The organism is Paenibacillus sp. LBL (assembly GCF_029893715.1).
GTDB classification, from domain to species: Bacteria; Bacillota; Bacilli; order Paenibacillales; family Paenibacillaceae; genus Paenibacillus_AQ; species Paenibacillus_AQ glucanolyticus.
The window spans coordinates 526,057-550,589 of the sequence record NZ_JARXYU010000003.1 but is presented as its reverse complement, the minus strand read 5'-3'; the positions used below and the strand labels follow the sequence as shown (position 1 = coordinate 550,589).

The following is a 24,533-nucleotide window of genomic DNA, read 5'->3' as shown; positions in this document are numbered from 1 at the left end:
CCAATCAGCTGCGAGCTTCATTCTCACTTTGGCAGGTATTTACCGATTATGTAGGCTATGAATAGATCAGTTGAGAATGCGGATCACGCGGAGGGCGCTCGGATGGTTTACCGAACAGATACCCCTGCGAGAGCTCGATCCCGATATCTCGGCAAAAATGAAACTCCTCCCGTCTCTCAATGCCTTCAGCCAGCACCATAGCCCCGAAATCATGAGCCATGTTCGTGATCATTTCAAGCTGCTTCTGCTGGGCGGCATTTCGATCGCAATGGTCGATAAGACTCCGGTCGATCTTCACATAATCCGGCTTAAGCCTGATCATCTGCTCCAACGTGGAATAGCCCGCCCCTACGTCGTCCATGGCTACCGAGATCCCGTGACTGCGATAAACCTCGAATATCGATTGGAGGTGCTTCACATCATCGATCTTCTCGGTCTCCACAACCTCAAACACGAAATCCCTCGGATCCAAATGGAGCCTGTCGATGGTATTAAAAGTATGACTGAGACACATCTGAGGATCATATATCGACGATGGCAGGAAGTTTACGAAACGTTTCACACCTAAAGGAAGCCACTCTGCGCTGGTTTCAATTGCACAGGTTCGTGCCGCTCGGTCCAGAAAAGAATGCAGTCCGGTTTTTCGGGCAGTCTCAAACAGCTCATACGGTTGGAACGCGACTCCCCCCTCTATCGGACGAAGCAAAAACTCATATGCAACGATCTGCTCAAAGTGATCTACAATGGGCTGCATATAGCTCGTAAACTGCTTATGTAAAATGACATTGACCATATCGTAATGCTCCATCTGCAGCTCGAACTTCTGCATAGGGGTCCACGTATGCCGGATCTGTGGAGCTTCTCCACCGGTAACACAGAAGGACAGCTCTTGACGAATCTTCAGCGGAAGGGGTTGCAGACACTTTATCATGGAGATTAGTTCCGCAAGTTCCTTATAGTTCACAGCACAACCCTCATTGTTCTCTTGTACCGTGTAGCCGTTCAGTGCAAGCAAGCCAATAAGCTCACCGCTTGCAGGCTTCATATGAACGGTCCCCTGGTCCTCAATCGGTTCAAAGGTGCTGCAATTGTCGCAAATCATGTTCGTCCTCCTTGGCAAGCTAGCTCTCACTATGCTTCTTATCGGCATTTTGAATATGATTTCTTTGCATTTTATGGATTTTATATCGAAGTTATGACCTGTTTTATGAGAAATGCGCAAGATTCGTGCAATGATAGGGTTTTAATCTACAAAAATCGACTTATATTGCTTTTAACAACGCATTGTCGATATTTCTGGTTATCCATCCCTTATTCAATCTTCTGATCCAAAAGCTGCAGCTGCATCGTCCGGTCCACATCGAAGTGCCAGCGGGCATTCCGCTCCTTCGCGGCATACATCGCTGCATCCGCACGGCCAATGAGCTCCTGATCGTTCCGGGCATGATCGGGATACACGGCAATACCGATACTCGGCGACGTTCTAACTTCATATCCCTCCAGTTCATAAGGCTCGCTGAGCAGCATCCAAATCTCCTCCGCCATCCAGATCAGCTCCTGATCCTCCCCGGCCGACTGGATCATCACGGTGAATTCATCTCCCCCTAGACGGGACACCAGAATCCCTTTGGATTCCAGCGACTGAAGGCGGCATGCAACCTTGCGGATCAACAGATCTCCGGCACGGTGGCCATAACGATCATTCACCTTTTTGAAACGATTCATGTCCATGTAGAGAAGCCCTACCCGCGATCCTGTCCGATCGGCCTCTAACAAGGAGCTGGACAGTCTTGCGTTGAAGTAACGACGATTATACAATCCCGTCAGATCATCCCGGTGAGCAAGCGATTCGCTCTGCCTCAGACTTTCATGCAGTCGATGTAACAAGCGGTCATTCTCATACTGGATCAGGATCTGGCGGAACAGAATCAGAATGACGCACAGGGATAGACCGGTAAACAGACCGTTCCAGCCACCGAACCGCTGCGCCATGAGGGCAAACATTCCGCCCAGCACGCCATATGGAAGCAAATATCTGACAATCAAGGTTCCTACAGGACGCGGTTCCCTCTCTTTCACCGTTTGATTTCCGGTATCGGGAGCGGGCTGTGCACCTGCAGAAGCAATGAAAAACACAGATAACGTATGTAAAGGATCAAGATATGCACGAACTTCGAGATTCACGAAATGGACGAGATAAAAGTGCAGAGCATCACCCATAATATAAGCGCTTCCGCCAAGACTTAATGAAATGACCGCCCATTTCCCTAATTGCCTGGTATTAAAATACAACACCACGGTAAAGAAAATAAGTACCATTCCGCACAGCGGAAACAGCATATCCACCCATACGCTTCCCGTCCCCCCCGAATACGTACTGTCCTGAAGTTCGGGCTTGATTAAATACTCCCAGCCCACCGTCATGAACGTTACGCCAACGATGACGATATCCAGCATAAACCGCAGCCCCCTTAGCGGGCCTTGAACATGCCGGAACAAATAGATGAGGCAGCTGGCGAACAGGATCACTTCCAATCCCCAGAAATAGCTGGATATCTGGAAAGCGCTCTCTTTCCCGAACCCGAAAAAAAAGGAGGAGACGATCCGGGCCGCTGCATCGGCCATCAGTCCGATACTTACCATAAACCAAAACCTGCGAAGATGTGCCTTATAACGCCGGCTGACCCGAATTAAATACACGGAGGCGGCCATAGGAGCAATAATGACTAGCACACGCTGAAGCGATAAAGCATCAGGCATCCACAGAACAGTCATTATCTGAATAAATGCATATATAATGGCGAGTCGAATCCACAGATGATCTGCTGGAGTTGGACTCATAAGCACTCCCCCTTGGCAAAAAGGTAAGCTTGTACACGATGGATGATTTAGGTCTTTTGAATTAAGCTCTCTATTCCTCATGATACTTTTTACCCATCCAAAAGTAAAGACGAGGAAATCAAAGAAAAATCATCTATCCGGCACATCGCTAGAAGATCTATATAATGAAGTTTTTCTACTGGACGGGTGTACTTCAAATGCAAGGACTACACTCAATTAAACACGTGAAAACCTGAAAAGTTACTATATCAATCACCTACTTGACGTATAGGAATCATATGATATTATTCTTCATATCTTATACGAACCGGAAAGGGTGTATGGCAGTGTCACAGAAACGATTGGATCATGTTGGTATTGTAGTCCGAAACCTGGAAGCCACGATAGCGTTTTACACGTCGGTAGTCGGCCTTGAACTAAAGAATCGCCTGACTCATACCAATGGGGTCATTCAACTCGCGTTCCTCGGATTTAATGGAAGTGACGAAACGGAAGTCGAACTTATCCAGGGTTACAGCGACTCGCTGCCTTCGGAAGGAACGGTGCACCATTTTGCAGTCAGTACGGATGATATTGAAGAAGAGTATGCACGCGTCCAAGGACTTGAAGTTCCTCATCTGGACGAGGAAATCGTCACTCTCCCGAACGGCTATCGTTATTTCTTCGTGCATGGTCCCGAAGGGGAATGGATCGAGTTCTTCCAGCGTTAACCCGCACGCAGCACGGTATCCAACATTTCATCTCTTAAAATGTTCATATGCTGAACTCTTGGGCTGCCTAAACGCGGTTCCCTACATAAGGCCTGTCCTGTTCATGACCTTTTTCGAAAACTAGACAGGTCTTGGTGTTAGGACTATAATAACGGATGTACTGATCGAAACTTCATAAATATCGGGGGAGCTGGAATTTAGCCGGCTGAGAGTGTATCCGCTTTGATACTGACCCTTACACCTGATCTGGGTAATGCCAGCGTAGGAAGCCAATGTTTGCGGCAGCCATATTTGCCGTACTATACACTTACGCCGTCATGCGTCCTGAGATTATCGGGGCGCTTTTTTTGTGGAGTTGCGAGGTAATAGAAATAGAACTCATAAGGAGAGAAGACACGATGAAGAAGGGAAGATGGGTCCCCCTGCTTCTCGCTTGTGTCCTGCTGATGGTTGCGGCCGGATGCGGTACAGGCGGACAGAACAAGAACACAGGCGCTGAAGGAGAAGACGCCAAGAGTCCTGGGAAACTCCGTGACGTGCAGCTGATGCTCGATTGGTCCGCCAATACCAATCACACGGGTCTGTATGCAGCGAAGGAGCTCGGATATTATGAGGAGGAAGGGCTCAACGTCCAGATCGTCCAGCCGGGAGCCGGTGGAACGGATACGCTGGTCGCATCCGGTAACGTGCCGTTCGGCATAAGCTATCAGGAAGGGGTAACCCTCGCCAGAACGCAAGGCTTGCCGCTCGTCTCCATTGCGGCGATCATTCAGCATAATACATCCGGCTTTGCCGCTCCCAAGGACAAAGGGATCGTGAAGGCTGGAGATTTCGAAGGTAAATCCTATGGCGGCTGGGGCTCCCCCGTTGAGGAAGCTGTCATGAAATCCATCATGGAGATCGACGGTGCCGATGTCAGCAAAGTCAATATGGTCAACATGGGCGATGCCGATTATTTTACTGCCGTCAAACGCGACATTGATTTCGCCTGGATATTCTACGCCTGGACGGGCATCGAAGCCGAGCTCCGCAATGAGCCGCTTGATATGATCTATGTGAAGGACTACTCTGACCAGCTCGATTATTATACGCCGGTCATCGTGACCAACGAGAAGCTGATCCAAGAGGACCCTGAGCTTGTCAAAGCCTTCATGCGGGCTACTTCCAAAGGATACAACCATGCTATTGAGCATCCTGAGGATGCAGCAGCGCTGCTCTCGAAGGCCGTGCCTGATCTGGATGCCGAGCTGGTTCTGGCCAGCCAGAAATGGCTGAGTCCCCGCTATCAGGATGACGCGCCTCGTTGGGGTGAACAGAAAGCCGAAGTATGGTCGGGGTATGCCGACTGGATGTTTGAGCGCAAACTGCTGGAGAAAGAGCTTGATGCAGACCGCGCGTTCACCAATGATTTTTTACCGGAACAACCATAAGGTCTTTTCTATCAAGAAGAGAGTCGGCCTGACAGCAGGCTGTCTCTCTTTCATAATCATATCGCTGCACGAAAGGATGGATTATATATGGCGAACACCCTCTTGAGCATTCAAGTGATACCCCGGACGCCGGGTGGACGGGACAGCATCCCTTATGTGGATGAAGCGATCAAGGTTATTGAGGATTCGGGTGTGAAGTACGAGGTCCATGCACTGGAGACAACCATGGAAGGAGAACTCTCCGAGCTGCTAAAGATCGTCGAGCGCATGCATGAGGCGCTGGTGAATGCGGGAAGTCCCAGCATCATATCCCAGGTCAAAATTGCACATCATCCGAGCGGCATCAGCATGGATAAGCTGACTGAGAAATATCGTCCATGAGAAGCTGGTGGAGCTCCGTCTGGCCGCCTGTTGTGGCGGTCCTCTTCTTTTTGCTGGTATGGCAGGCGGCGGTATCGATCTTCGATATCGAAAAATTTATTCTGCCTGCGCCAACGGCGATCGGATCCGAGGCAGTTACCGGTGCTGCCGGTCTTTTCCAGCATACATTAGCCACCCTGCAGCTAACCTTGATCGGGTTTATCATCGGAACAGCAATCGGACTTGTGATTTCACTGGCTCTGCATATGGTGCCTTTTCTCAAAACAGCTCTTTATCCGCTTCTGATTCTTAGCCAGAATGTACCGACTATCGCCCTTGCGCCGCTCCTCATGATCTGGTTCGGCTTCGGCATGCTGCCCAAGGTTATTGTGATTACCCTGGTCTGCTTCTTCCCGGTGGCCGTTGCGGCTCTGGACGGGCTCGCCCGAACCGATCGCACCATGATGAATTACATGCAGATGGCGGGGGCTACATCATGGCAAATCTTTACCAAGCTGGAGCTGCCTCATGCCCTTCCCTCCATCTTCTCCGGGATTCGGATCGCGGCCACCTATTCCGTCATGGGTGCGGTCATCGGAGAATGGATCGGCTCCGACCGGGGAATCGGTTACTACATGATGCTGCAAAAATCCGGCTACCGCACGGATCGGGTATTCGTTGCGATTCTGGTCATCGTCCTGCTCAGCCTGCTGATGGTTCTGCTTATCACCCTGCTGGAGAAACGGCTGATCCGTTGGAACCGGAAAAGCTAATGCCCAGCAGTCATGGGCCAATACACGATCATCCTTAATGAAGGAGGTATTTCGCGATATGACACAACAAGTTGCTCCGCCGGTCCAGGGTGGGCTTAATCCCCCCTCCGTGGAAGCCTCTCGAACGCCTGCGCTGGAGGTACGAAACCTTCGGAAAACCTTCCGCGACCGACGCAGCGAGGTTCATGTGCTGGATGACCTTGCGCTTCAGGTACAGCCCGGTGAATTCGTCTCGATTATCGGGCCGTCAGGCAGCGGAAAAAGCACACTTTTCCACATCATCGGTGGCTTAACGGCTCCTGATTCCGGCTCAGTCTTCATGGATGGTCGTGACGTAACGGGAAAAAAAGGGCTCATTGCCTACATGCCTCAGCAGCCTGCCCTGTTCCCTTGGCGAACGGTGGAGGACAACGTGCTGCTTCCCGAGGAGCTCAGAGGAACCCAGAAGGCCGTCGCCAGGGCAAATGCCCGGCGCTGGATGGAACGGGCCGGACTTGCCGGCTTCGAGAAGGCGTATCCGCATACCCTCTCAGGAGGGATGCAGCAGCGGGCCGCCTTCCTGCGCGCATTGATGAGCCCGCAGGAAGTGATGTGTCTGGATGAGCCCTTCAGCGCACTCGATGCACTGACACGCAGTGATATGCAGCGCTGGCTGCTCGATATATGGGAGGAGACGCGCCGTTCGGTGCTGATGATTACCCATCATATTGAGGAAGCACTTCTGCTCTCCGACAGCATCTATATTCTGTCGGCGCGGCCTGGGGCCATTTTAAAACGAATCGAGGTCCCGTTCCCCCGTCCACGCCGTGAGGAAATTCTGCTGGATCCATCCTTCATCACGCTGAAAACCGAAATATCCGCCATGATGCGGGAGGAGCAGCAAGAACGCGGACAGTAACAACGTGAACCGTAAACAGAATAATCATTCATCATCCAGCTTCCATCAATGCCACAGAGCTTCGAGAAAGCTTGGTAGAAAGGGTATGTAACGATGAAATCACTAACGCAAACAGGGGCCGGAGCTCCACTGTTAGACACCCACATTCATCTGGACCGTTATTCGTTATCCGATCAGGAAGCGATTGTGGCGGATATCCGGCATAGCGAGGTTCAGAGCATCATCTCTGTCTCTATGGATCTGGCTTCCTGCAAACGGAATCTGGAGCTGTCCCGGCTGTACGGAACAATGGTACGGGCTGCATTCGGTTATCATCCGGAGCAGCCTGTCCCCTCCTCTGCTGAAACGAAGGCGCTGCTGGACTGGATGGAAGAACATGCCGATGACATGATTGCCGTCGGTGAGGTGGGTCTCCCCTATTATGCAAAATTAGAAGCTGAATCCGAGGGCCGTTCGTGGGATAACCGTCCATATGAATATCTACTGGAACAATTTATTCTTTTTGCGAAAAAGCATCATAAACCTGTGATTCTGCATGCTGTATATGAAGATGCGGAAACCGCATGTCGCTTGCTCGAAAAATATGGCGTCACCCGTGCCCATTTCCATTGGTTTAAGGGCTCTCGTGACACCTTGCTGCGGATGGCGGGTAACGGATATTATATCTCCTTTACGCCTGATATCCTGTATGAAGATGAAATTCGTGAAATTGCTCGCCTATACCCCGATCATCTTGTTATGACCGAGACCGATGGACCTTGGCCGTTCGAAGGTCCCTTTGCCGGGCAGATGACCCACCCTCGGATGACCTCCGCCGTTGCCGCTGCCTGGGCAGAGCTTCAAGGGGTATCCGTGCTTGCGGCGCGGGAGCGGTTATACGAGAATGCCGTACGCTTATACGGCCTATAAGAAAAGCTATCCATACGCCAAGTCGATTGTTCAAGCAATCGGCTTGTTCTCTCTAAGGACTCGATTATATTGATTAATCAGTTCGTCGAGCACAATCGATTGTCTGAGGACTTTGGGATGATTAAAATCACGATACCGCTGCTTTATCTTGTGAAGCTTGTGCCGCTCTCGCTCGATATCAAACTTTATGCCTTCCTTCGTTTCCATGACTTTATGTCCTCCCCTCATGTAATATTTTATACTTTAATGTAAAATTATAGGATGTATGATATTAGACATCAAAGACTTAACATGAGGGGCTGTTTTCGATATTCATGCCTCTAGAAAAACACCCGCGAAAAACCCCGCAATGCGTGAATTCACACGCATTGCGGGGTTTGGGATCACTCCATTATTTTGCAAACTTCTCTTGATATACCTTCGTCATCTCTTCCGTAATTTCCGCCATTTTCGGATCATTTTTTATCGTCTCAATCAATTTATCGTACGACTCAACCGGTTCTTTCCCGGTGATGACCATGACACGCATATCCTCCACTTTCTTGGAGATTTCTGGATAGTATTTGTTATAGGCTTCCGAATACAACTCTCCCGAAGGATTCGGAACCTGCACCGTCTTGCGCTCCGTGACGATGTCTACGTTCCGTGTGTATACTTCATCCGGCATCCCTACCGCGTTGATGGCCATGTCGTCACTTACAAGGTGAATGAAATTGTTCAGGTTGCCGTCACCTGTCTTATCCTTGACGGCCTGCGGCGTTGCAACCTTCTTCCCGTTCTCGACCGTGTAATGGACGCCTTCAATCCCGTAGGTCAGCATCTCATTTCCTTCCGGGCTGTAGCCATAGTCGAAGAGCTCCAGAATTTTTTTCACTTTTGCCTCCGGCACTTTCTTCGGAATCAGGTACACTCCATAGTACGGAGATCCTGAAGGCGTATACTTCACTCCGTTTGGATTCTCCAAGTAGGCAAGCGGCATCAAATCAGCCTTGGGATCCACATTTTTCACCGCTTCGCCAGTTACCCACGCATGGTTCATGGACATGCCGCCTACCCCTGCCTTGGCACTTCGCATCGTATCCATCACCTGCGAGAACTTCATGATCGCAAAATCTTTGGGGAACAATCCTTCTTCATAGGCCTTTTTGATCCACAACATGGCCTCCTTGGACTCGTCCGACGTAAGGATAGGAGACAGCGTATTATCGGCCTCCAGCTTCCATGCCCCTTGCGTTTCATTAAAGAGATTATAAATGTAAGCAAGTGCGCCGGGATTCGCCGCATATGGAATTTCATCAGCCTGTCCGTTACCATTCGGGTCCTGAGCTTTGAAAGCTTTTAACACATTATGAAACTCATCCAGAGTCTTGGGCGTTTCCAGCTCAAGGGCATCCAGCCAGTCCTTGCGGATCATCGGGAACACACCGCCGCCATAGCTTGGATAGTATCGCGGAATGACAATGTTCTTGCCGTCCACCTTGGTGATCTCCCACATGTCCTTCAACTCTTCGCGATTTAAATTCGGGTAGTCTTTAAGAAAAGGCGTCAAATCCCAGAACACCCCCTGCTTCAGCATCTTCTGAAGCTGAGGGTTCTGCATCGTTTCCACAAAAGTAACCTCTGGAAGATCACCGGATGCGAGCATGACATTGATCTTCTCTTCAGCCGTGGATGGGGACAGCCACGTAATGTTCAGTTTGGTATTGGTGTGTTTCTCCAGCTCCTTCCAAAGCGGATTGGTGTTGTCAATAAATTCGGTGGCATAGTTCAAGGTCTGGATCGTAATGCTGGTAGGTTCACTGCTGTCTGTTCCTCCCACGTTATCGCTCGAGGCGCTACCAGCCCCGCTGCCGCAAGCACTAAGCAAGAGCGAACTTGCCAAGAGCAGCAGCCCTGTCATTTTTAAAAACGGCTTACCTGACTTTGGTTCCATGTTGTTCATCATTAGACCTTCTCCCTTATTTAGAATTATTCGACCTGACTGATCATGGTGGCAAAAACAGACCGTATATCGACTCATTCCTTGACGGAGCCCACCATCGCCCCTTTGGCGAAGTGTTTCTGCAGGAATGGATACACTAACATGATTGGAACGGTTGCAATAACAACCGCTGCCATCTTCAACGTTTCCGTTGGAACGGGGCGGTTCACTTGGAAGGCGAATCCTCCGCCACTGCCCGAACCCATTGTGGTTGGATCTACAAGCATATTCTGCAGCAGCACCTGCAGCGGCCACATTTTCTGGTCATTAATAAACATCAGTGCGTTGAAGTAGGTGTTCCAATAACCGACCGCAAAGAACAACCCGAAGGCTACCAGCGCAGGCAGCGACAACGGCAGGATAATCCGCCAAAATACCCCGATATCATTGGAGCCGTCGATCATCGCGGCTTCCTCCAGACTTTCCGGGATGCTGTCGAAGAATCCCTTCATGAGCAGCACGTACCACGCACTGGTCAAGCTGGGCAGGATAAGCGACCAAATGCTGTCAATGAGTCCCACGTTACGGACGACCAGGTACAGCGGAACCAGCCCTGGCGTAAAGAGAAAGGTGATTAATACCATAACCATCATGGCCTTGCGAAATCGAAGGCGTTTACGGGACACCGCGTAAGCCAGGCCCCCGGTCACGAGCAGGCTGAGCAGCGTGCCCACCGTAGCCAGAAACACGCTAACGGAGATCGAAGTGACAAACAAGCCGTTGGACAGCAGATGCTTATAAGCATCCAGCGTCCAAACGCGCGGCCACAGAATCAGGCTTCGTTGATAATACTCCACGGGATCGGTAAACGACAAAATAACGGTATAGTAAATGGGAAATATCGTTGCCAAACCGATGATCAGCAGCAGACTGTTATTTACAAGACCAAACAGCCTTGTTTTCCATCCTTTCTCATGCATGCTTTACTCCTCCTTGTCTTCGCCGATCTGTTAGTACAAGCTTTCTTGACCGTATCGCCTTGCCAATCGGTTGGCCGTAACCACCATAATGACACCGACAATCGATTTGAATAATCCGATAGCTGTACTGTAACTGAACTCACCCTGACGAATCCCGACCCGGTACACATAAGTATCGAACACTTCGGCTACATTGGTGACAGGTGCATTCATCATCAGATAGATCTGTTCGAATCCCGTATCGAGGATCGTGCCCAGGCGCAGAATCAACAGAATCAGGATCACGTTACGCATCGCGGGCAGGGTAATGTGCCACATCCGTCTCATCCGTCCCGCACCGTCCATGACCGACGCTTCATATAATTGCGGATCCACTCCGGCAATGGCGGCGAGGAAGATGATCGTTCCCCATCCAATCTCCTTCCAGATGGACTGCGCCGTCAGCATGCCCCAGAAGTAGTTCGGGTTGGAGAGAATATCAACCGTCTGCCAGTCCATGGAGATTAACCACTTATTGAACAGGCCCTCCGATTGCGAGAACATCAGGTAGGTCAGGCCATAGATCAATACCCACGACAAAAAGTGGGGGATATACACCAGAGATTGAATGGTCCTCTTATAGATGGAGCTTCGTACTTCGTTCAGCATCAAGGATAGAATGATCGGTGCCGGAAAAAAGAAAATCAGGCTCAGGAAGCTGATCGCTAACGTATTTCGCAGCAGCATCCAGAAGTCATGATTGGAGAAAAACCGGGTGAAATGCTCAAACCCTACCCAAGGGCTTCCGAACACCCCAAAGTAGGGAGAATACTCTTGGAAGGCTATGACGAGATTCGTAATCGGAATATATTTGAAAATGATAAAAAAGATAAGGCCCGGCAAAGCCAGCACATACAAATACTTGTCACGCGCAACATCCGACCATATTCGTCCCCATTTTGTTTTGGATTTCAATGGAATGGGCGGCCTCCTGTTTCCTTTTGCCGACCGAACGGTTTCTTGTGCTTTCATCGTTACTCCCTCACTTTCAGCCTTGTCGTGTCGTCCAACATACCGTTCTCGGAACGTAACCTTAATGTAAACGGTTGCAAAATTACCTGCAATTCCACTTTTTTTCCGCAGGGCCTTGAATCCGGCTCCGGTCGATACAGTGCACGGCGAGTGCTGATTCTGCAAGGCATCTCTTATGTTCCATTTCCTTGGATTGCACTTTTTTTCCTGGGTGAATAAACAGCTTCTCACCAACACCAATAGGAAAATATGATCTTTTCAACCGATCCGCTCATTCGCTATGATAGTATTTAATCATTTCCGGCTTTCTACGATTTAGCCTTGAATTGTCTATGCCAACAGGGGGTTAAAGTAATGAGGCAGCAGAATCCTGAATCCGGTTTCAAAGGTATTATGTATTGGAGAAGCATCGCGCTTGCCGTGCTGTTGACATGCCTCCCCATCTCAGCCATAACCGCCGTTTACCTGTATGTGGGGAACCAGCATATGATCAACCAGTATCAGCAGCGCAACGAGGAAGCTCTGGTTGACGCCGCGAGACAAGTGGACGAGCAATTCACCCAGTTGGTCCATTATGCGCTCAATATGGTCGTGAAGCCGCATTTTAAGCCCTCCTTGTCCGACATGGACTTTGTATCGAATATCGAGGAGACAAACGAGCTGTTTAATACACTGAACCTCGTGGAAAACGCCGATCCCCTGGTGGATCAGGTCTATCTCTACATCAAAAAACAAAATAAAATCATGGAGCCCGACCTCGGGCTTCGAACGCTGGATCAGGCTCAGGATGCGTTAAACTTTAACAAACTCATGGAAGGGGATTCGGATATGTTCTGGGTCCATGACCTGGAGCGGCCTTTCAATAAGGAGAGGTCCTCACACGCACTCGTCATGAGACTTCCGTTCAACGGTCATACACCCTACGGCGCGATTGTCATCTACATCGATCCGTCGAAGCTGCATGTGATCCGCAATAGCGAGAATCTCTCGTTCCTGCTGGATGACCAGGGCCATATCATCGGGGAATCCGGAATGAGCCGCAATATGCCAAAAGCGATGAGTGCGATTCTGGAACAGCTGAAGCTGCCTCAGAATGCCCAACACACAAATCATTTGCGGATGAAGGTTCCAGTCGATCAGGATGTACTGCTGGTGAATACCGTTCAATTTGAGAAAATGCAGCAGAATTGGACCTATGTGTCCGGAACGCCGCAATCCAACATCATCGCTCCCACGAAGCCTTATACCCATATCATTCTGATCTGTTTTGCCTTTGCGCTTGCGGCTTCCCTGGGCGCAAGCTGGTTCGCCTCCAAGAGCATGTACCGTCCGATCCGCAAGATGCTGAATATCGTTGGCGGCGATCAGACCAAGCAGAACTCGCGATACAATGAACTGGATTATATTGAACATGAGTGGAAACAGTACCGATTCTCGCATGATACACTGCAAAATCAATGGAAGCGATCCTTGCCCTCGATCAGAGAGGCTTATATCAATCAATTTCTGAGCGGACAAGCCTCTCACCTGACGGAGCCCGAGTATGTGGTCAAGCTGCAAGAGATGGAGCTTGATATTACCCATAAACATTTCTCCGCGATGGTGCTGCAGCAGCATACTCACGGGGAGGACCGCGCGCCTCTAACGGAAAACGATCAGCATCTACTTACCTATGCCGCATTGAACGTTATCCAGGAGCTGGCCGAGGACATAAGCGCGTATATGCATCCCATCAATTTCTTCGACGGCTCCTTCGGTGTCATCTTGATCGTTCCAGACTCCCACACAGCCGACGAGCAGATGCACAGGATGAAGCTGCTGTGCGATCAGATCATACGGGCACTGCGCGATACACTCCGCATGTCGGCAACCATCGTATTAGGGGGACCGAGCTCAACCTGGACCGATGTTCCTCATATTCTCGAGCAGGCCAAAAGGGCGCTGCATTACCGCTCCTTCGATGCAGGCAGCCAGCTGCTGGAAGCAGACACGGTGCTTTCCCAGAAAAATGACTGGATCGACTATCCGCTGGAATTGGAGCAGGATTTCATTCATGCCTTGAATCTCGGACTTCAGAGGGATGCGCTTCGATCCCTAAGCCGCTTCGTAACGTCGCTTCAGGCCGGAGGAGGCTCGGAGTGGCATGTCCATCATGGGCTCATGCGTTTAATCACAAGCGTTCACCGGTCTATGCTGCAGGCCGGTTTAAATCCGTATCAGGTGTATAATTTCTCCAATCTGCAGGAACAGATGTCCCTGCTTCGGGACCCGAAGGCCTGTGTGGACTGGTTCCAACGCGAAATCATCGAGCCCTACCTCGAGCAGCTGACCAAGAACTTCAGCAGCTCCATGAAATCGCTAGTCGAAAACGTGCTGGAGCAAATCGAGCAGAACGGGATGCAGGACCTCTCCCTGGATGTCATGGCGATGGAGGCCGGCGTCAGCGCATCCCAATTGAGCAAAGCATTCAAGCAGATGACGGGCACCAATTATATCGACTATCTGACAACGTTCCGAATGAACCGCTGCAAAGAGCTGCTGCTGACCACGGATCTTCGCATTCATGAGATTGCGGAAGCCGCGGGGTATCAGCCCCCTTATTTCAATCGGATGTTCAAAAAACTCGAAGGAATCACGCCCGGCCAATACCGTCAGCAGGGAATTGGCAAATGATATGGCACAGGCATTATGAAGAACCGCTCTCCATATAGGGAAACATTGAAAAAGCCGCTTTAGGGTTGCGGGAAGCAACCCTAAAGCGGCTCTGTTCATTATATTAACGCTTCATAAAACCCTTCCCGTTTAGAAAGTCCTTCATGTGCAGTCTTACCGGCTCCGCCAAGCGTTTGGCCATAAGTTCAGACCACGGCGTGCTGTTCTTGCCTGCTGTCCGCTTGGATAGATAATCCGCGGAAACCTGATCATAACTTCTTACTTCCTCAATGGCTCCCGGATTGTAGCTGTCCCGGTGCAGGACCGCTTCTACCGGAAGGCGTGGACGAAGCCCCGGATCCTGGTCCGGGTAGCCGAGGCACATGCCAAATACCGGATAGACCAGGTCCGGCAGCTCCAATGCCTCGGAGAAATCAGCTATCGAGTTGCGGACCCCTCCGATGTACACAATGCCAAGACCCAGCGATTCCGCAGCGATCGCGGCATTCTGCGCAGCCAAAGCGGCATCCACGGTGGCCACAATGAAATTCTCGGTGGAATCTTCATACGTCTCCTTGTCACCCGAATGCGCCTCAGTACTTTTTTTCAAACGATACAGATCTGCGCACCACACAAGGAATACGGGGCACTCTATAATATAAGCCTGATTACCGGCCAAGCCGGCCAGCCGCCGCTTCTTCTCCTGATCGGTAACCGCAATGATGCTGTAGGCTTGAACATTACTGGATGTGGATGCCATCTGGCCTGCTGCCACAACGGCCCTAAGCTGCTCCTCCGACACCGGCTTGTCCAAGTATTTGCGAATCGATCGATGATTCATCAGCAGTGACAATGTATCGTTCATCGGGTACTCACTCCTTCATGTTCTATAAGAATGGTTCCATCTATTATGAAACTTCAAATCTGGCTGCGCAAGCTCACACAGCCTGTGACTTTACAGCAAAAAAACCGGAATGCCAGTATCCGGCATCCGGTTTCATATTCAGCCAAGGCTCTCAGCTTTGGAATTTAATGGGCTCCATCAGGATACGATATCATACCCTTGCTCTTCAATCGCTTCTTTCAGTGCTTCAAGGCTAATCTTGCTCTCGTCATATTCGACAGCCACTGTATTGGATGCAAGATCGACCTTGCCTGACGCTCCCGCACTCTTCAGCGCGCCTTCAACCGAGTTCACGCAATGATTGCAAGACATGCCCTCCACTGTCAATGTCACCTGTTTCATGATGTTGTCCTCCTATTTACATGATATTCGTTACACTTTAACTGTACTATACCCCCCATAGGTATGTAAAGTTCATGAATTTGCTTCTTTCTGCAATAGAAACACGAAAAAAGTAGGAAGATTTATCCTTTTAATCTGTTATAATGTATATAAACTCTTAGATTCAAACATAAAGGGACAAGCTTTTTAAATAATTCTCCGAAATTTTTCCATAAAATTTGAATCTGGTTGCAGGAATTACCACTTCGCTGTCGAACTATCTTATTACAGAGATACTGAACTATGAAAGTAGGAATTCTATCATGGTATTTGACGGCATTATACTAGGGTTAATTGTCGGACTGATACGAGGCGGACTCCGCCACGGACTGCTGCAATTCAGCAAGATACGTCTGAAGGGCGGCTTAATCTTCCCAATTCTCCTGATCGTACAGCTGCTCATATTCCGTTTTCAAGAGAATTCTGATTGGCTGGCAGCCGCAAGTGGATATATTTTTATGCTCATCTATGTTGCCGGCATGATCTTCCTCTGGATGAACCGGGATCAGAAAGGTTTCGGCAGTATATTAGCCGGTGTCTTCCTCAACTTTCTCGTCATGGCGGTCAATGGTGGCAGAATGCCCGTATCCATGAGTGCCGCTTCTGTTCTTGATCCAATATACGTGGACATGCTCATGGATGCGACAGCTACAACCAAACATTATTTAATGGATGCTTCCACTCGCCTGTCTCTTCTTGGTGATATCATACCGTTATCCCCACCCTATCCAAGAACGCAGGTAATCAGTATCGGCGATATTATTATGAACATTGGTATTTTTCTCTACATCGTGCATCTCATGACTTCCGGCAAGAATACCACCGTTCAAAATATAATTCGAAAATCCGATACTACTGAACAAGTTGAACCACAAAATTAATAATACATCATACCATCTGGAAAGGAGGGAGAACTATGAAGAAAACTGATAAAATCAAGTATAACCGCATCGTTTTGAATGCAATCATCGTTGCTTCCGTTGTTGTCGCTCTGACTTCCGGTTATAGATTGGGATAATAAGACTTATTTCAAAAAAACAGGCTGAGAACTCCAGCCTGTTTTTTTATATCTTTTTCGTTGTTTTGCGACGCATTATATCTTAAAATGTGGAGAATACACCATGCTTTTTTGAGGAGAAACCGTTATGTCCATATTTAAGCGTCCTAAGATTTCTCGAGAACTTCCAGGACAGCTGTATTTTGTGTTTATTTCACTTATGGGCTGTTTAACCTTTCTACTAGTACATCGAGGAGAATTTTTATATTACTCCCCTTCACAGTGGGTATGGGTTTATGCAATGTTAGGTGCCGCCCTAATATTAAATTACTTCACCTTTCAGCTACCGCCTGAGGGTAATTTGCAATCCATGGATTCGTCTGTTTATTTGGCTTGCATTTTCATATACGGAGCACCATTCGCTCTTTCTGTCATTCTGTTTAACACTCTGGCAATAGCACTATATGACAGAAAAATTCCATTCTGGAAGCATTTCGTAAACTTCTCTATATATACACTTATGATCGTCGGATCCTCCCTTGTGTTCAACGCTGCAGGAGGTCAGACAGGACCTATTCTAAACAATCATTTTGGAGCTTACCTCGGCGCCTTGCTCGTATATTTTATAATTAACGTGTTTCTCCTTGGTTTCTACTATTATTTGCTATATCGGGGATCTTTATATGACATCCTTAAATCCTTCATAAAAGACACCCTGCTTGTCTATTTAAGCACGCTCATCCTGTCCATGGTTCTTTCCGTTCTTATCGTTCATAATGGCGTGTTCGGCTTAACTTTGTTCATAGGTTTGAGTATTATGCTCTCCTATTCCTTCAAACAATTATTCTCCATGTACAATGAAGTTCAAGAAAAAGCAATCAAAGATCAGCGAACAGGATTATATAATCACAGCTATTTCGAAAATTTGCTTGAAGACGAAATCAAGAAAGCCAAGGCAAATGATACACCACTGTCTTTGGCCATGATTGATATTGACGATTTCAAGAAGTACAACGATCAGTTCGGGCATTTGAAGGGAGACATGCTCCTTGGGTTCCTTGGCAATTACCTAAAGGTGGAATCCGAAGTGGCAGAGGTAGTAGCCTCTCGCTTCGGCGGTGAAGAATTCACCATCCTCATGCCAGGCTATGATGAGAACAAAGCCCGTTCCTTCATTAACAGACTCCGCAAAAAGCTGAACGATACCTATTTCGAAGGGGTCGAAATTTTCCCGTCCGGTTGTCTCTCCTACTCTGCCGGCATTGCCACGTACCGGATTGACATCCACGACAAGTCACAGCTTGTCGAGCTTGCCGATCAGGCGCTGTACTACGCCAAGAAGCAGGGTAAAAACAACGTGCATGTATACGGCAGCGGTGCCAATAAAGAATCCGAGATTGACTTCGCGGATGACGTCCGCGATATCGAGCAGCAGCTTAAACTCTTTTTGTATAAAGACGTGGATACGTTCAAGCACTCCAAGCGCGTCTTTCGCTACGCCATGGATATGAGTGAAGTGCTCGGACTCGATAGTGTCGAGCGGCGCAATTTCGTACTCGGCGCACTCATTCACGATATTGGCAAGCTTGAAATCCCTTGGGGTATTTTAAACAAACGGGACAAGCTCACTGCCGGGGAATGGGAAACCGTAAAACGACATGTCAGCTGGGGTAAACGGATTGCGGAAACCAACGAGAAGTTCAAGGAACTGGTTCCTTATATTGAATTGCATCATGAACGTTACGACGGCGGCGGATATCCGCACGGGTTCAAGGGCATTCAAATCCCCAAGCTGTGCCGCATGCTGACTATTATTGATTCTTTTGATGCGATGACAACGGAACGCCCATACCAGAAAACCAAAACCTTCGAAGAAGGGATTGAGGAACTGCACCGATGCTCCGGCACACAATTTGATCCGGAACTTGTTGAACTGTTTGTTCATTATCTCAGGCTTAAAGCCGAAACACAGCAGCAGCCCGCAGCTGGTTTAGAGACATCATAAAGTGGATACTTTGAGTGATCTCCTGTGATCTCCTGAGTGGACCATCCCCCTCCCTCCGTCATTCCGATGTTTGATGCTTCCTCAAATAAGGTATAAAGGTAGTATCACAATGATAGTGAGGTGAGATCAGTGGCTGATAAAAAGAAGGATCTACCGCTTGATAACGGTCCCGGCAACATGGATCACCCTGAACAATATCCAACGGAAAAAGAAAGCCTGTTCGATAAATTTGAGAGCGAGCAGCATGTGGACCCGATTCCGATGGAAGATGCCAGGCTGGAGCGCCAGGAAGAGAAGCAGCGGGACGGCACATCGAAGAAACGATCTTCCAGCGCCGATAAATATCACAGCGGCTTCTAGAATGGGACAGATCCTGGTTAAATCGAACGTCATTTGAACTTATGGCTCCGTTTTTTGCGGAGCCTTTTTATTTCCTTGAATTTTCTTTAATATATAAGGGTATGTATGTGATTAACCTACAGATTATATAAAGAGTGGAGTGGAGCCTTTGTTTTCCATATGGACGTTAAACCGTGTGCAGCGAAGGTTGCTGCTGATACTGATTGCAGCGGTTCTGGTGATGTCCTGTCTGCTGGTGCTGACTGGCCGACATGAACCCTCACCGAGCATTAGCAGTGTAATCGAAGAACGATATATCCAAAGTGCGGCCATGATCAGCCACCCCGGTGGAGACCTTGAAGACCATTCCTCCAGCGTCATGCCCGGTGTGCCGCTTATGATTGCCGGACTTGCTGCCCTATTCGGCAGCATGGATGCTGCTCTGGTCGCGTACCAGCTGCTCCAATGCATCTTTCATGCCTTTTCCGTTTACTTGGTATTTGTGCTGTCCCGCTACATGTTCAATACGCGAATCGCCTTTCTGTCGTGCTTCATCTATGCTCTGTTCTGGCCGGCTTACGGCGCAGTGCGCCTGATCCTGCCGGATATTACGATGCAAACCTTAATGCTGCTTCTGGCCTGCGCTGTAATTGGAGCGCTTGAATTGAGGCAGGCTGGCTGGTATGCCGCTGCCGGTGCACTTACCGCTCTTATGGCTTGTTACAATCTGCAGGCACTGCTGTACCCGGTATTGTTCATTCCCTTCTGGATCAAGTACCGCAGCCCGGTCAAAATCGTAACCGGAGGTATTATTCTGATTAGTGCCGGTTACTTGCTCATCCTGTCTCCATGGTGGCTGAACATCCCGCTTTTTAATCGGTTGAGGTATATGTCCGGGCCGTGGAACCTCGCCTCACTGTGGCTGGAATCCCGATATATTGAAGGCAACCCCTTGGTTCATCTCTTCCGAAGCATATTTGCCGGCCGCACCTCCAAGTATGCGGCTGCCATAGGTAATGAGGAAGCAAGAAGAGTCGTACAATCCGCATTGGATGCCGTACGCCTCGTTATGCTGTTCGCCGGGGTTGCCGGCGTGATCTGGTCTGTGTGGAAATACCGCCTGAAACGGCAGCTGCCGGTGCTGCTGACACTGCTGTATTTCATTGCCGCCGAATGGTTCGTTCCAAGCCTGGACGGAACCGGCTTTCCTTATTCGGTCTTTCTGCTTCTATACGCTGCATTTCTGGCAGACAAAGCGATCATATACGCGCATAGATCCCGCCTGCTCCGCAAATAGGCATCAATACGAAGCCGATCCTATCACAGCGGCCACCTACGCCTGAAAGCACTTTTGATTTCGTGCCTTCAGGCGTTTTTCCATAGTTTTGCATAACCTTTCAGGTTGATGAAACGTCTATATTAGTATTAAAACTGCTATTTATTCATGCCAGGAGGATTGACAGCATGAAATTAAACCGTAAATTCGTCACCATTCTCAGTGTCGCCGTAGCAAGCGTTCTGACGATAAGCACCATCCTGTGCTTTACCGATGCTTCCGATCGCTCCGGCCAGAAACATCGCATGCGCGAAGACCTGAATGGACAGACGTTGATTCAAGTCGACTCCACCTACATCACGCGTACAGATTTATCCGCCTATAAGAATAACCTCACACAGAGCGACACGCCGCTGCCTGATGACTCCACACTCCTCAGAGAGATGGCAACAAAGGAATTGATGCTGCAGCTGGCTGACGACGAGGGCGTTGCAGCAAGCCTTCAGGATGGAGTTAAAAGAGCAAGGCAGCTTCGAAAGACGCTTGAGAGCCAGCCGCGGCAGGTGCAAGAGCAGCACTTGCGCATGCTGGATACGATGGGCATCAGCGAAGATCAATACTGGGAAGACTACTCCCCGCCTGAATATCGGGATATGTTATCAATCGAACGATTAGTGAATAAACTGACGACGGAGATGAAGACAAACCAGCCTGACACCATTACCAGTAAGGAACAGCTGAAGGCTGATCTGTTGACAATGGCTTTGGATGAACAGAGAATCGTCGTCTTTGATCCAGACATTCAATTGAGATAATACTGGATTGGTATATAATGGTGTAAAAGTCCATAAACCACCGTGGGAGGATATTATGAAAAAACGTTTCTCTTCTGTTCCTGCTTTTGCACTAGGCGCGATTGTCGGTGTGACGCTGACAGCGGGTACCGCCGTTGGCGCTGCTGTATATCTGAAAGCCGTCCCATCCCCTGCTAAAATTGTCGTGAACAGCTCGGAAGTCAAGCTGTCCGAACCTCCCGTTGTCATTCAGAACAAGCTTTATGTCCCTGTGCGGGACTTCTCGGAAGCGCTTGGGTATCAGGTCGGCTCTGTCGGTACCGAGGGGGTACGAATTATTCCAAAATCCTCGAACGGAGAGGCCATCCCGGTTGGCCCAACTGCACCTTCCGAGTCTGAAGGAGCACCTGCCCAAGAACGCCATTTGGTGAAAAATCTCGGGAAGCTGATCCAGGTCAACGGCGAATTGAATATGCAAAGGATTTATATTGTTATTGCTGCCGGGGAAGCCAGACTGTATTCCCAGGATGAAACAACCGGCAACGGGCTGCTGCACTATTTGATCGAAGACGGCGATTCCTCCCTATACGACCCGTTTGTTCAGATGGATGGGAAAGCCGGAGAGCTTGATTATAACCTGCGAAATTTCGACGGTCAGACACCGCTTCACCTGGCCGTCATCAACAAAAATGACTTTTACATCGACAAGCTGCTGAACCAGCACCATGTGGATGCCTCAATCCAAGATGCGTCCGGTAAAACGGCGCTGGACTATGCCGAAAAGGACAGCAAGCAGTACAAAGCGCTGACAGCTTACCAAGACAAGAACAGTAAGTGATACAAGGCGCTAATTGCTTGCCTAATGATACATGGATGCTGAATATCGCTTGCTTGAGCCCACTGCTTCTGGTGCTCAGGCACACTCCCTTGTCGTACCTATAGTTTTATACAAAGAGCCCGCTCAACTTGGCGGGCTTTTGCTTTTGCTCATTTGCTTTTACTTTTGCCTTTGGCTTTGCCTTTGCGCTTTTCGAGCTTGGGCCTGCCTCCATTTTTATATCCCTTGTAACATTTTGCTCCGGTTATACGTGTTTCATATAGAGAGGAGGACATAAAACTGAACAGTCTGGAGTCGATTTATCAACATTATGTGAAAGACGTTTACCGTTACTTGTACTCCCTCTCTTATGACCACCATACGGCAGAGGACCTGGTTCAGGAAACCTTCTACCGAGCTTATCTGTATCTGGAGGATTGGAAGGAAGAACGAATCAAGCCATGGCTATTTCGGGTTGCCCATAATGCTTATGTAGATTATCAACGCAAAGCCAGCCGCAGTACCGTGAAGGAAGCTGTTTTTTTCGAACAGGTGGTTGACCGTGATACGCCGGAGAACACCCTCCTACAGCAAGAAGTCCGGCATGAAATCGGCCAGATGCTGACGGCTATTCCGGAGAATCAGCGCCAGGCGATTATCTTGGTGGATTTTCATCAATTCACCTACCAGGAGGCGGCGGATATTATGGGCATCACCTTATCCCATATCAAGATTTTGCTATTTCGGGCCAGACAGCGGCTGCGAGACATGAAACGAAAGGAAGAGACGTTATGAGCGAAGAATTCAAGCAGCGACTGAAGGATTACGCAGACGGCCGTTTGAGTAACGAGGAAAAATTCGAAGTCGAGCGGGAAATGGAAAAGCTGGAAGAATACCAGGCTTTCCTGGATCAATGGATGGATAATACAGGCTCTAATAATGCTATGCCCAAGCGCCCCGACGATCAAAGCGCCCTCTCCCCCAAAAAAGAAAAGCGGATCGTCCGCCGAGGCAAATGGAGAGCACGGGTCTCCAACACGCTGACGGTATTATCCTTGCTTCTGATTGTTACGGTCATTAGTTCCATTGTAACGGCGCTATTTTATAGTGCTGGCGACCCGGACCGAACCGATAAATACCGGGATGCCATTGCTTCCGCCATCTCGATCTCCAAACCTAACATAGATGTTTCGCTAAGCAGTCAGGGCAAAACCTTCTTCAGTCAGGAAATGTCCGGGGACATGCTCAAAAAAGTGGGGAGTGAACGGGTTGCAGTGGGTCAATACACCGTCAACTTCCTGTTTGGACTGCCGTCGGTCGAAATGGATTGGAGAGATGGCAGCTCGGGTTCGTCACAGATTTTCTATCGTCCAAAATATAGCTCAGAGACTTCTTCTGCAGGCGAAGAGGAAGCTGAACGAGAAAAGCTTGAGGAACCAAAGAGCGGTGACTCTTCCACCAAGAGCGGTGACTGGTCCCGGCTTGAAAAACTGCCGGAGGGTACTGTAGCCGAGGCCTATGTTTCATTTAACCGTTTCTTCACAACCGACGAGCTGCTGAAGCAATTTGAGAACCGGAATATGGAGGCCGTCTGGTTTGCGGTTGACAACGGACCGGATACCCGATTCGGTGGGGAAGACGAAGTAATCTCGAATCCCATCGGCTTCCCGGCTTACCCTGTCTGGCATCATGACGACTTGACCGTGACCTCCTATGAGGAAGAAAAAAGAGGTTGGTTCGGCAAAGTCGTGTCCAGTGGCGGACACTATCCTTCAGTAGAAACCTACGGTGACGGGGAACTTCGGAATGAGCATTTCAAGAAATCGCTGCGGCTTCTGCAGGAGTACGAACTGATTGCCGAGCGGGTTGCTCCGTTCGTAGACGTAGACGCTTCCTTAGCTTATGTGGAGCAAAACGGCGTTCACCTCTATGGCGCTGTTGTAACCGGCCCCGTCAAGGAACTGCTCACCCTCCGGGAGGTCTCCTGGGTGCGTGACCTGCGGGTCGGGGAAGTACAGCTGTGGAATTGGAGCGATGCACAGTGAATGATGACTATCCTGTTACAGGAATTAGGATGAAATGACAGATCATATATCATCGTTACCTCATCCCGGGTCTCCCGCTTCTGAGAGGAAATCCGGGATTTTTTATTATTCTCCTTAATGATTAAGATCATAAAGGATCTTCGCCCTTATCGCTGTTCTCATGCGACAATGCCTCCATTCGCTGCTGCTTCTCCCGCTCCTCCCGCACTTTACGATCTCTCTCCATCGCTTCAGCAATGTAATCGCGCGGTTTAAGTTTGCCGTTTATGTTCAGCAGAATGCCGATGATAATGAGCTGTAATATTACAATAACAACCTACATGGGGCCCCTCCTTTAGCTTTTTGCTTGTTAAACTTTTCTCCATCAATATAACACTTTCCGACCCTATAAAGTTAGTCCTATTCACAGTATCAAGCTCCCTTTCAATGGCTGCCAGCCCATGTCTCATCCATATCCTGCGCTTTGCCAGACTTGCGAGAATCCGGTAAA

At 49.2% G+C, this 24,533-nt stretch carries 23 protein-coding genes and 1 riboswitch; of the genes, 15 read left to right on the top strand and 8 right to left on the bottom strand.

The window, feature by feature from the left end:
- Positions 1 to 55: 55 nt before the first annotated feature.
- Complete coding sequence (locus M2277_RS10760) at positions 56 to 1,102, bottom strand: EAL domain-containing protein (RefSeq protein WP_036643831.1); 1,047 nt, start codon at positions 1,100 to 1,102, stop codon at positions 56 to 58.
- 209 nt (positions 1,103 to 1,311) lie between these two features.
- On the bottom strand, positions 1,312 to 2,841 hold the full coding sequence (locus M2277_RS10755) for a GGDEF domain-containing protein (protein WP_006207959.1): 1,530 nt from the start codon (positions 2,839 to 2,841) through the stop codon (positions 1,312 to 1,314).
- Between the two features lie 320 nt (positions 2,842 to 3,161).
- Between M2277_RS10755 and M2277_RS10750 the strand changes: the two genes are divergently transcribed.
- The 6 genes from M2277_RS10750 (at position 3,162) to M2277_RS10725 (ending at position 7,921) form a co-directional block, all read left to right on the top strand.
- Positions 3,162 to 3,551, top strand: coding sequence for a VOC family protein (locus M2277_RS10750; protein WP_036644123.1), 390 nt, complete (start codon positions 3,162 to 3,164; stop codon positions 3,549 to 3,551).
- Positions 3,552 to 3,724: 173 nt separating this feature from the next.
- Positions 3,725 to 3,836: riboswitch (TPP riboswitch) on the top strand.
- 113 nt (positions 3,837 to 3,949) lie between these two features.
- On the top strand, positions 3,950 to 4,981 hold the full coding sequence (locus M2277_RS10745) for an ABC transporter substrate-binding protein (protein ID WP_006207957.1): 1,032 nt from the start codon (positions 3,950 to 3,952) through the stop codon (positions 4,979 to 4,981).
- 87 nt (positions 4,982 to 5,068) lie between these two features.
- Complete coding sequence (locus M2277_RS10740; RefSeq protein ID WP_006207956.1) at positions 5,069 to 5,362, top strand: thiamine-binding protein; 294 nt, start codon at positions 5,069 to 5,071, stop codon at positions 5,360 to 5,362.
- A complete protein-coding gene (locus M2277_RS10735) occupies positions 5,359 to 6,114 on the top strand; it encodes an ABC transporter permease (protein ID WP_006207955.1) in 756 nt (251 codons plus the stop codon). The genes M2277_RS10740 and M2277_RS10735 overlap by 4 nt, the downstream gene beginning before the upstream one ends.
- A 58-nt stretch (positions 6,115 to 6,172) precedes the next feature.
- On the top strand, positions 6,173 to 7,012 hold the full coding sequence (locus M2277_RS10730) for an ABC transporter ATP-binding protein (RefSeq protein ID WP_006207954.1): 840 nt from the start codon (positions 6,173 to 6,175) through the stop codon (positions 7,010 to 7,012).
- Positions 7,013 to 7,105: 93 nt separating this feature from the next.
- Positions 7,106 to 7,921: a TatD family hydrolase gene (locus M2277_RS10725; RefSeq protein ID WP_006207953.1), complete on the top strand. Its 816-nt coding sequence runs from the start codon at positions 7,106 to 7,108 to the stop codon at positions 7,919 to 7,921.
- Positions 7,922 to 7,951: 30 nt separating this feature from the next.
- On the opposite strand, the gene M2277_RS10720 is transcribed toward M2277_RS10725, so the two are convergent.
- The 4 genes from M2277_RS10720 to M2277_RS10705 form a co-directional block, all read right to left on the bottom strand.
- Entirely contained in the window at positions 7,952 to 8,128 is a 177-nt protein-coding gene (locus M2277_RS10720; protein WP_006207952.1) for an aspartyl-phosphate phosphatase Spo0E family protein, read from the bottom strand.
- A 184-nt stretch (positions 8,129 to 8,312) separates the two neighbouring features.
- Positions 8,313 to 9,866 (bottom strand): extracellular solute-binding protein, encoded by a 1,554-nt coding sequence (locus M2277_RS10715; RefSeq protein WP_280754746.1) that lies wholly within the window; start codon positions 9,864 to 9,866, stop codon positions 8,313 to 8,315.
- 71 nt (positions 9,867 to 9,937) lie between these two features.
- The gene (locus M2277_RS10710; RefSeq protein WP_006207950.1) at positions 9,938 to 10,822 is read right to left on the bottom strand and encodes a carbohydrate ABC transporter permease; all 885 of its coding nucleotides are present in this window, start codon (positions 10,820 to 10,822) and stop codon (positions 9,938 to 9,940) included.
- Positions 10,823 to 10,852: 30 nt separating this feature from the next.
- On the bottom strand, positions 10,853 to 11,833 hold the full coding sequence (locus tag M2277_RS10705; RefSeq protein WP_036643842.1) for an ABC transporter permease: 981 nt from the start codon (positions 11,831 to 11,833) through the stop codon (positions 10,853 to 10,855).
- Positions 11,834 to 12,187: 354 nt separating this feature from the next.
- Here M2277_RS10705 and M2277_RS10700 point away from each other — a divergent pair, with 354 nt between their 5' ends.
- A complete protein-coding gene (locus M2277_RS10700) occupies positions 12,188 to 14,506 on the top strand; it encodes a helix-turn-helix domain-containing protein (RefSeq protein ID WP_280754745.1) in 2,319 nt (772 codons plus the stop codon).
- 103 nt (positions 14,507 to 14,609) lie between these two features.
- On the opposite strand, the gene nfsA is transcribed toward M2277_RS10700, so the two are convergent.
- Together nfsA and M2277_RS10690 are read right to left on the bottom strand one after the other, a co-directional pair.
- Positions 14,610 to 15,350 carry an oxygen-insensitive NADPH nitroreductase gene (nfsA, locus tag M2277_RS10695; RefSeq protein ID WP_036643848.1) on the bottom strand — a complete coding sequence of 247 codons (741 nt, stop codon included), beginning with the start codon at positions 15,348 to 15,350 and terminating at the stop codon, positions 14,610 to 14,612.
- 177 nt (positions 15,351 to 15,527) lie between these two features.
- The gene (locus tag M2277_RS10690; RefSeq protein ID WP_006207945.1) at positions 15,528 to 15,731 is read right to left on the bottom strand and encodes a cation transporter; all 204 of its coding nucleotides are present in this window, start codon (positions 15,729 to 15,731) and stop codon (positions 15,528 to 15,530) included.
- Between the two features lie 302 nt (positions 15,732 to 16,033).
- Here M2277_RS10690 and M2277_RS10685 point away from each other — a divergent pair, with 302 nt between their 5' ends.
- The 8 genes from M2277_RS10685 (at position 16,034) to M2277_RS10650 (ending at position 24,043) form a co-directional block, all read left to right on the top strand.
- A complete protein-coding gene (locus M2277_RS10685; protein ID WP_006207944.1) occupies positions 16,034 to 16,651 on the top strand; it encodes a DUF5317 domain-containing protein in 618 nt (205 codons plus the stop codon).
- 264 nt (positions 16,652 to 16,915) lie between these two features.
- A complete protein-coding gene (locus M2277_RS10680) occupies positions 16,916 to 18,772 on the top strand; it encodes a bifunctional diguanylate cyclase/phosphohydrolase (protein WP_040680197.1) in 1,857 nt (618 codons plus the stop codon).
- Between the two features lie 129 nt (positions 18,773 to 18,901).
- Complete coding sequence (locus M2277_RS10675; RefSeq protein ID WP_006207941.1) at positions 18,902 to 19,132, top strand: hypothetical protein; 231 nt, start codon at positions 18,902 to 18,904, stop codon at positions 19,130 to 19,132.
- Positions 19,133 to 19,280: 148 nt separating this feature from the next.
- Entirely contained in the window at positions 19,281 to 20,408 is a 1,128-nt protein-coding gene (locus M2277_RS10670) for an ArnT family glycosyltransferase (RefSeq protein ID WP_006207940.1), read from the top strand.
- Between the two features lie 167 nt (positions 20,409 to 20,575).
- Entirely contained in the window at positions 20,576 to 21,202 is a 627-nt protein-coding gene (locus tag M2277_RS10665) for a SurA N-terminal domain-containing protein (protein WP_280754744.1), read from the top strand.
- A 55-nt stretch (positions 21,203 to 21,257) separates the two neighbouring features.
- Positions 21,258 to 22,019, top strand: coding sequence for a stalk domain-containing protein (locus M2277_RS10660; protein WP_280754743.1), 762 nt, complete (start codon positions 21,258 to 21,260; stop codon positions 22,017 to 22,019).
- Between the two features lie 273 nt (positions 22,020 to 22,292).
- Positions 22,293 to 22,793 (top strand): sigma-70 family RNA polymerase sigma factor, encoded by a 501-nt coding sequence (locus M2277_RS10655; protein WP_006207937.1) that lies wholly within the window; start codon positions 22,293 to 22,295, stop codon positions 22,791 to 22,793.
- On the top strand, positions 22,790 to 24,043 hold the full coding sequence (locus M2277_RS10650; protein WP_280754742.1) for an anti sigma factor C-terminal domain-containing protein: 1,254 nt from the start codon (positions 22,790 to 22,792) through the stop codon (positions 24,041 to 24,043). Before M2277_RS10655 ends, M2277_RS10650 begins: the two co-directional genes overlap by 4 nt.
- The last annotated feature ends 490 nt before the right edge of the window (positions 24,044 to 24,533 follow it).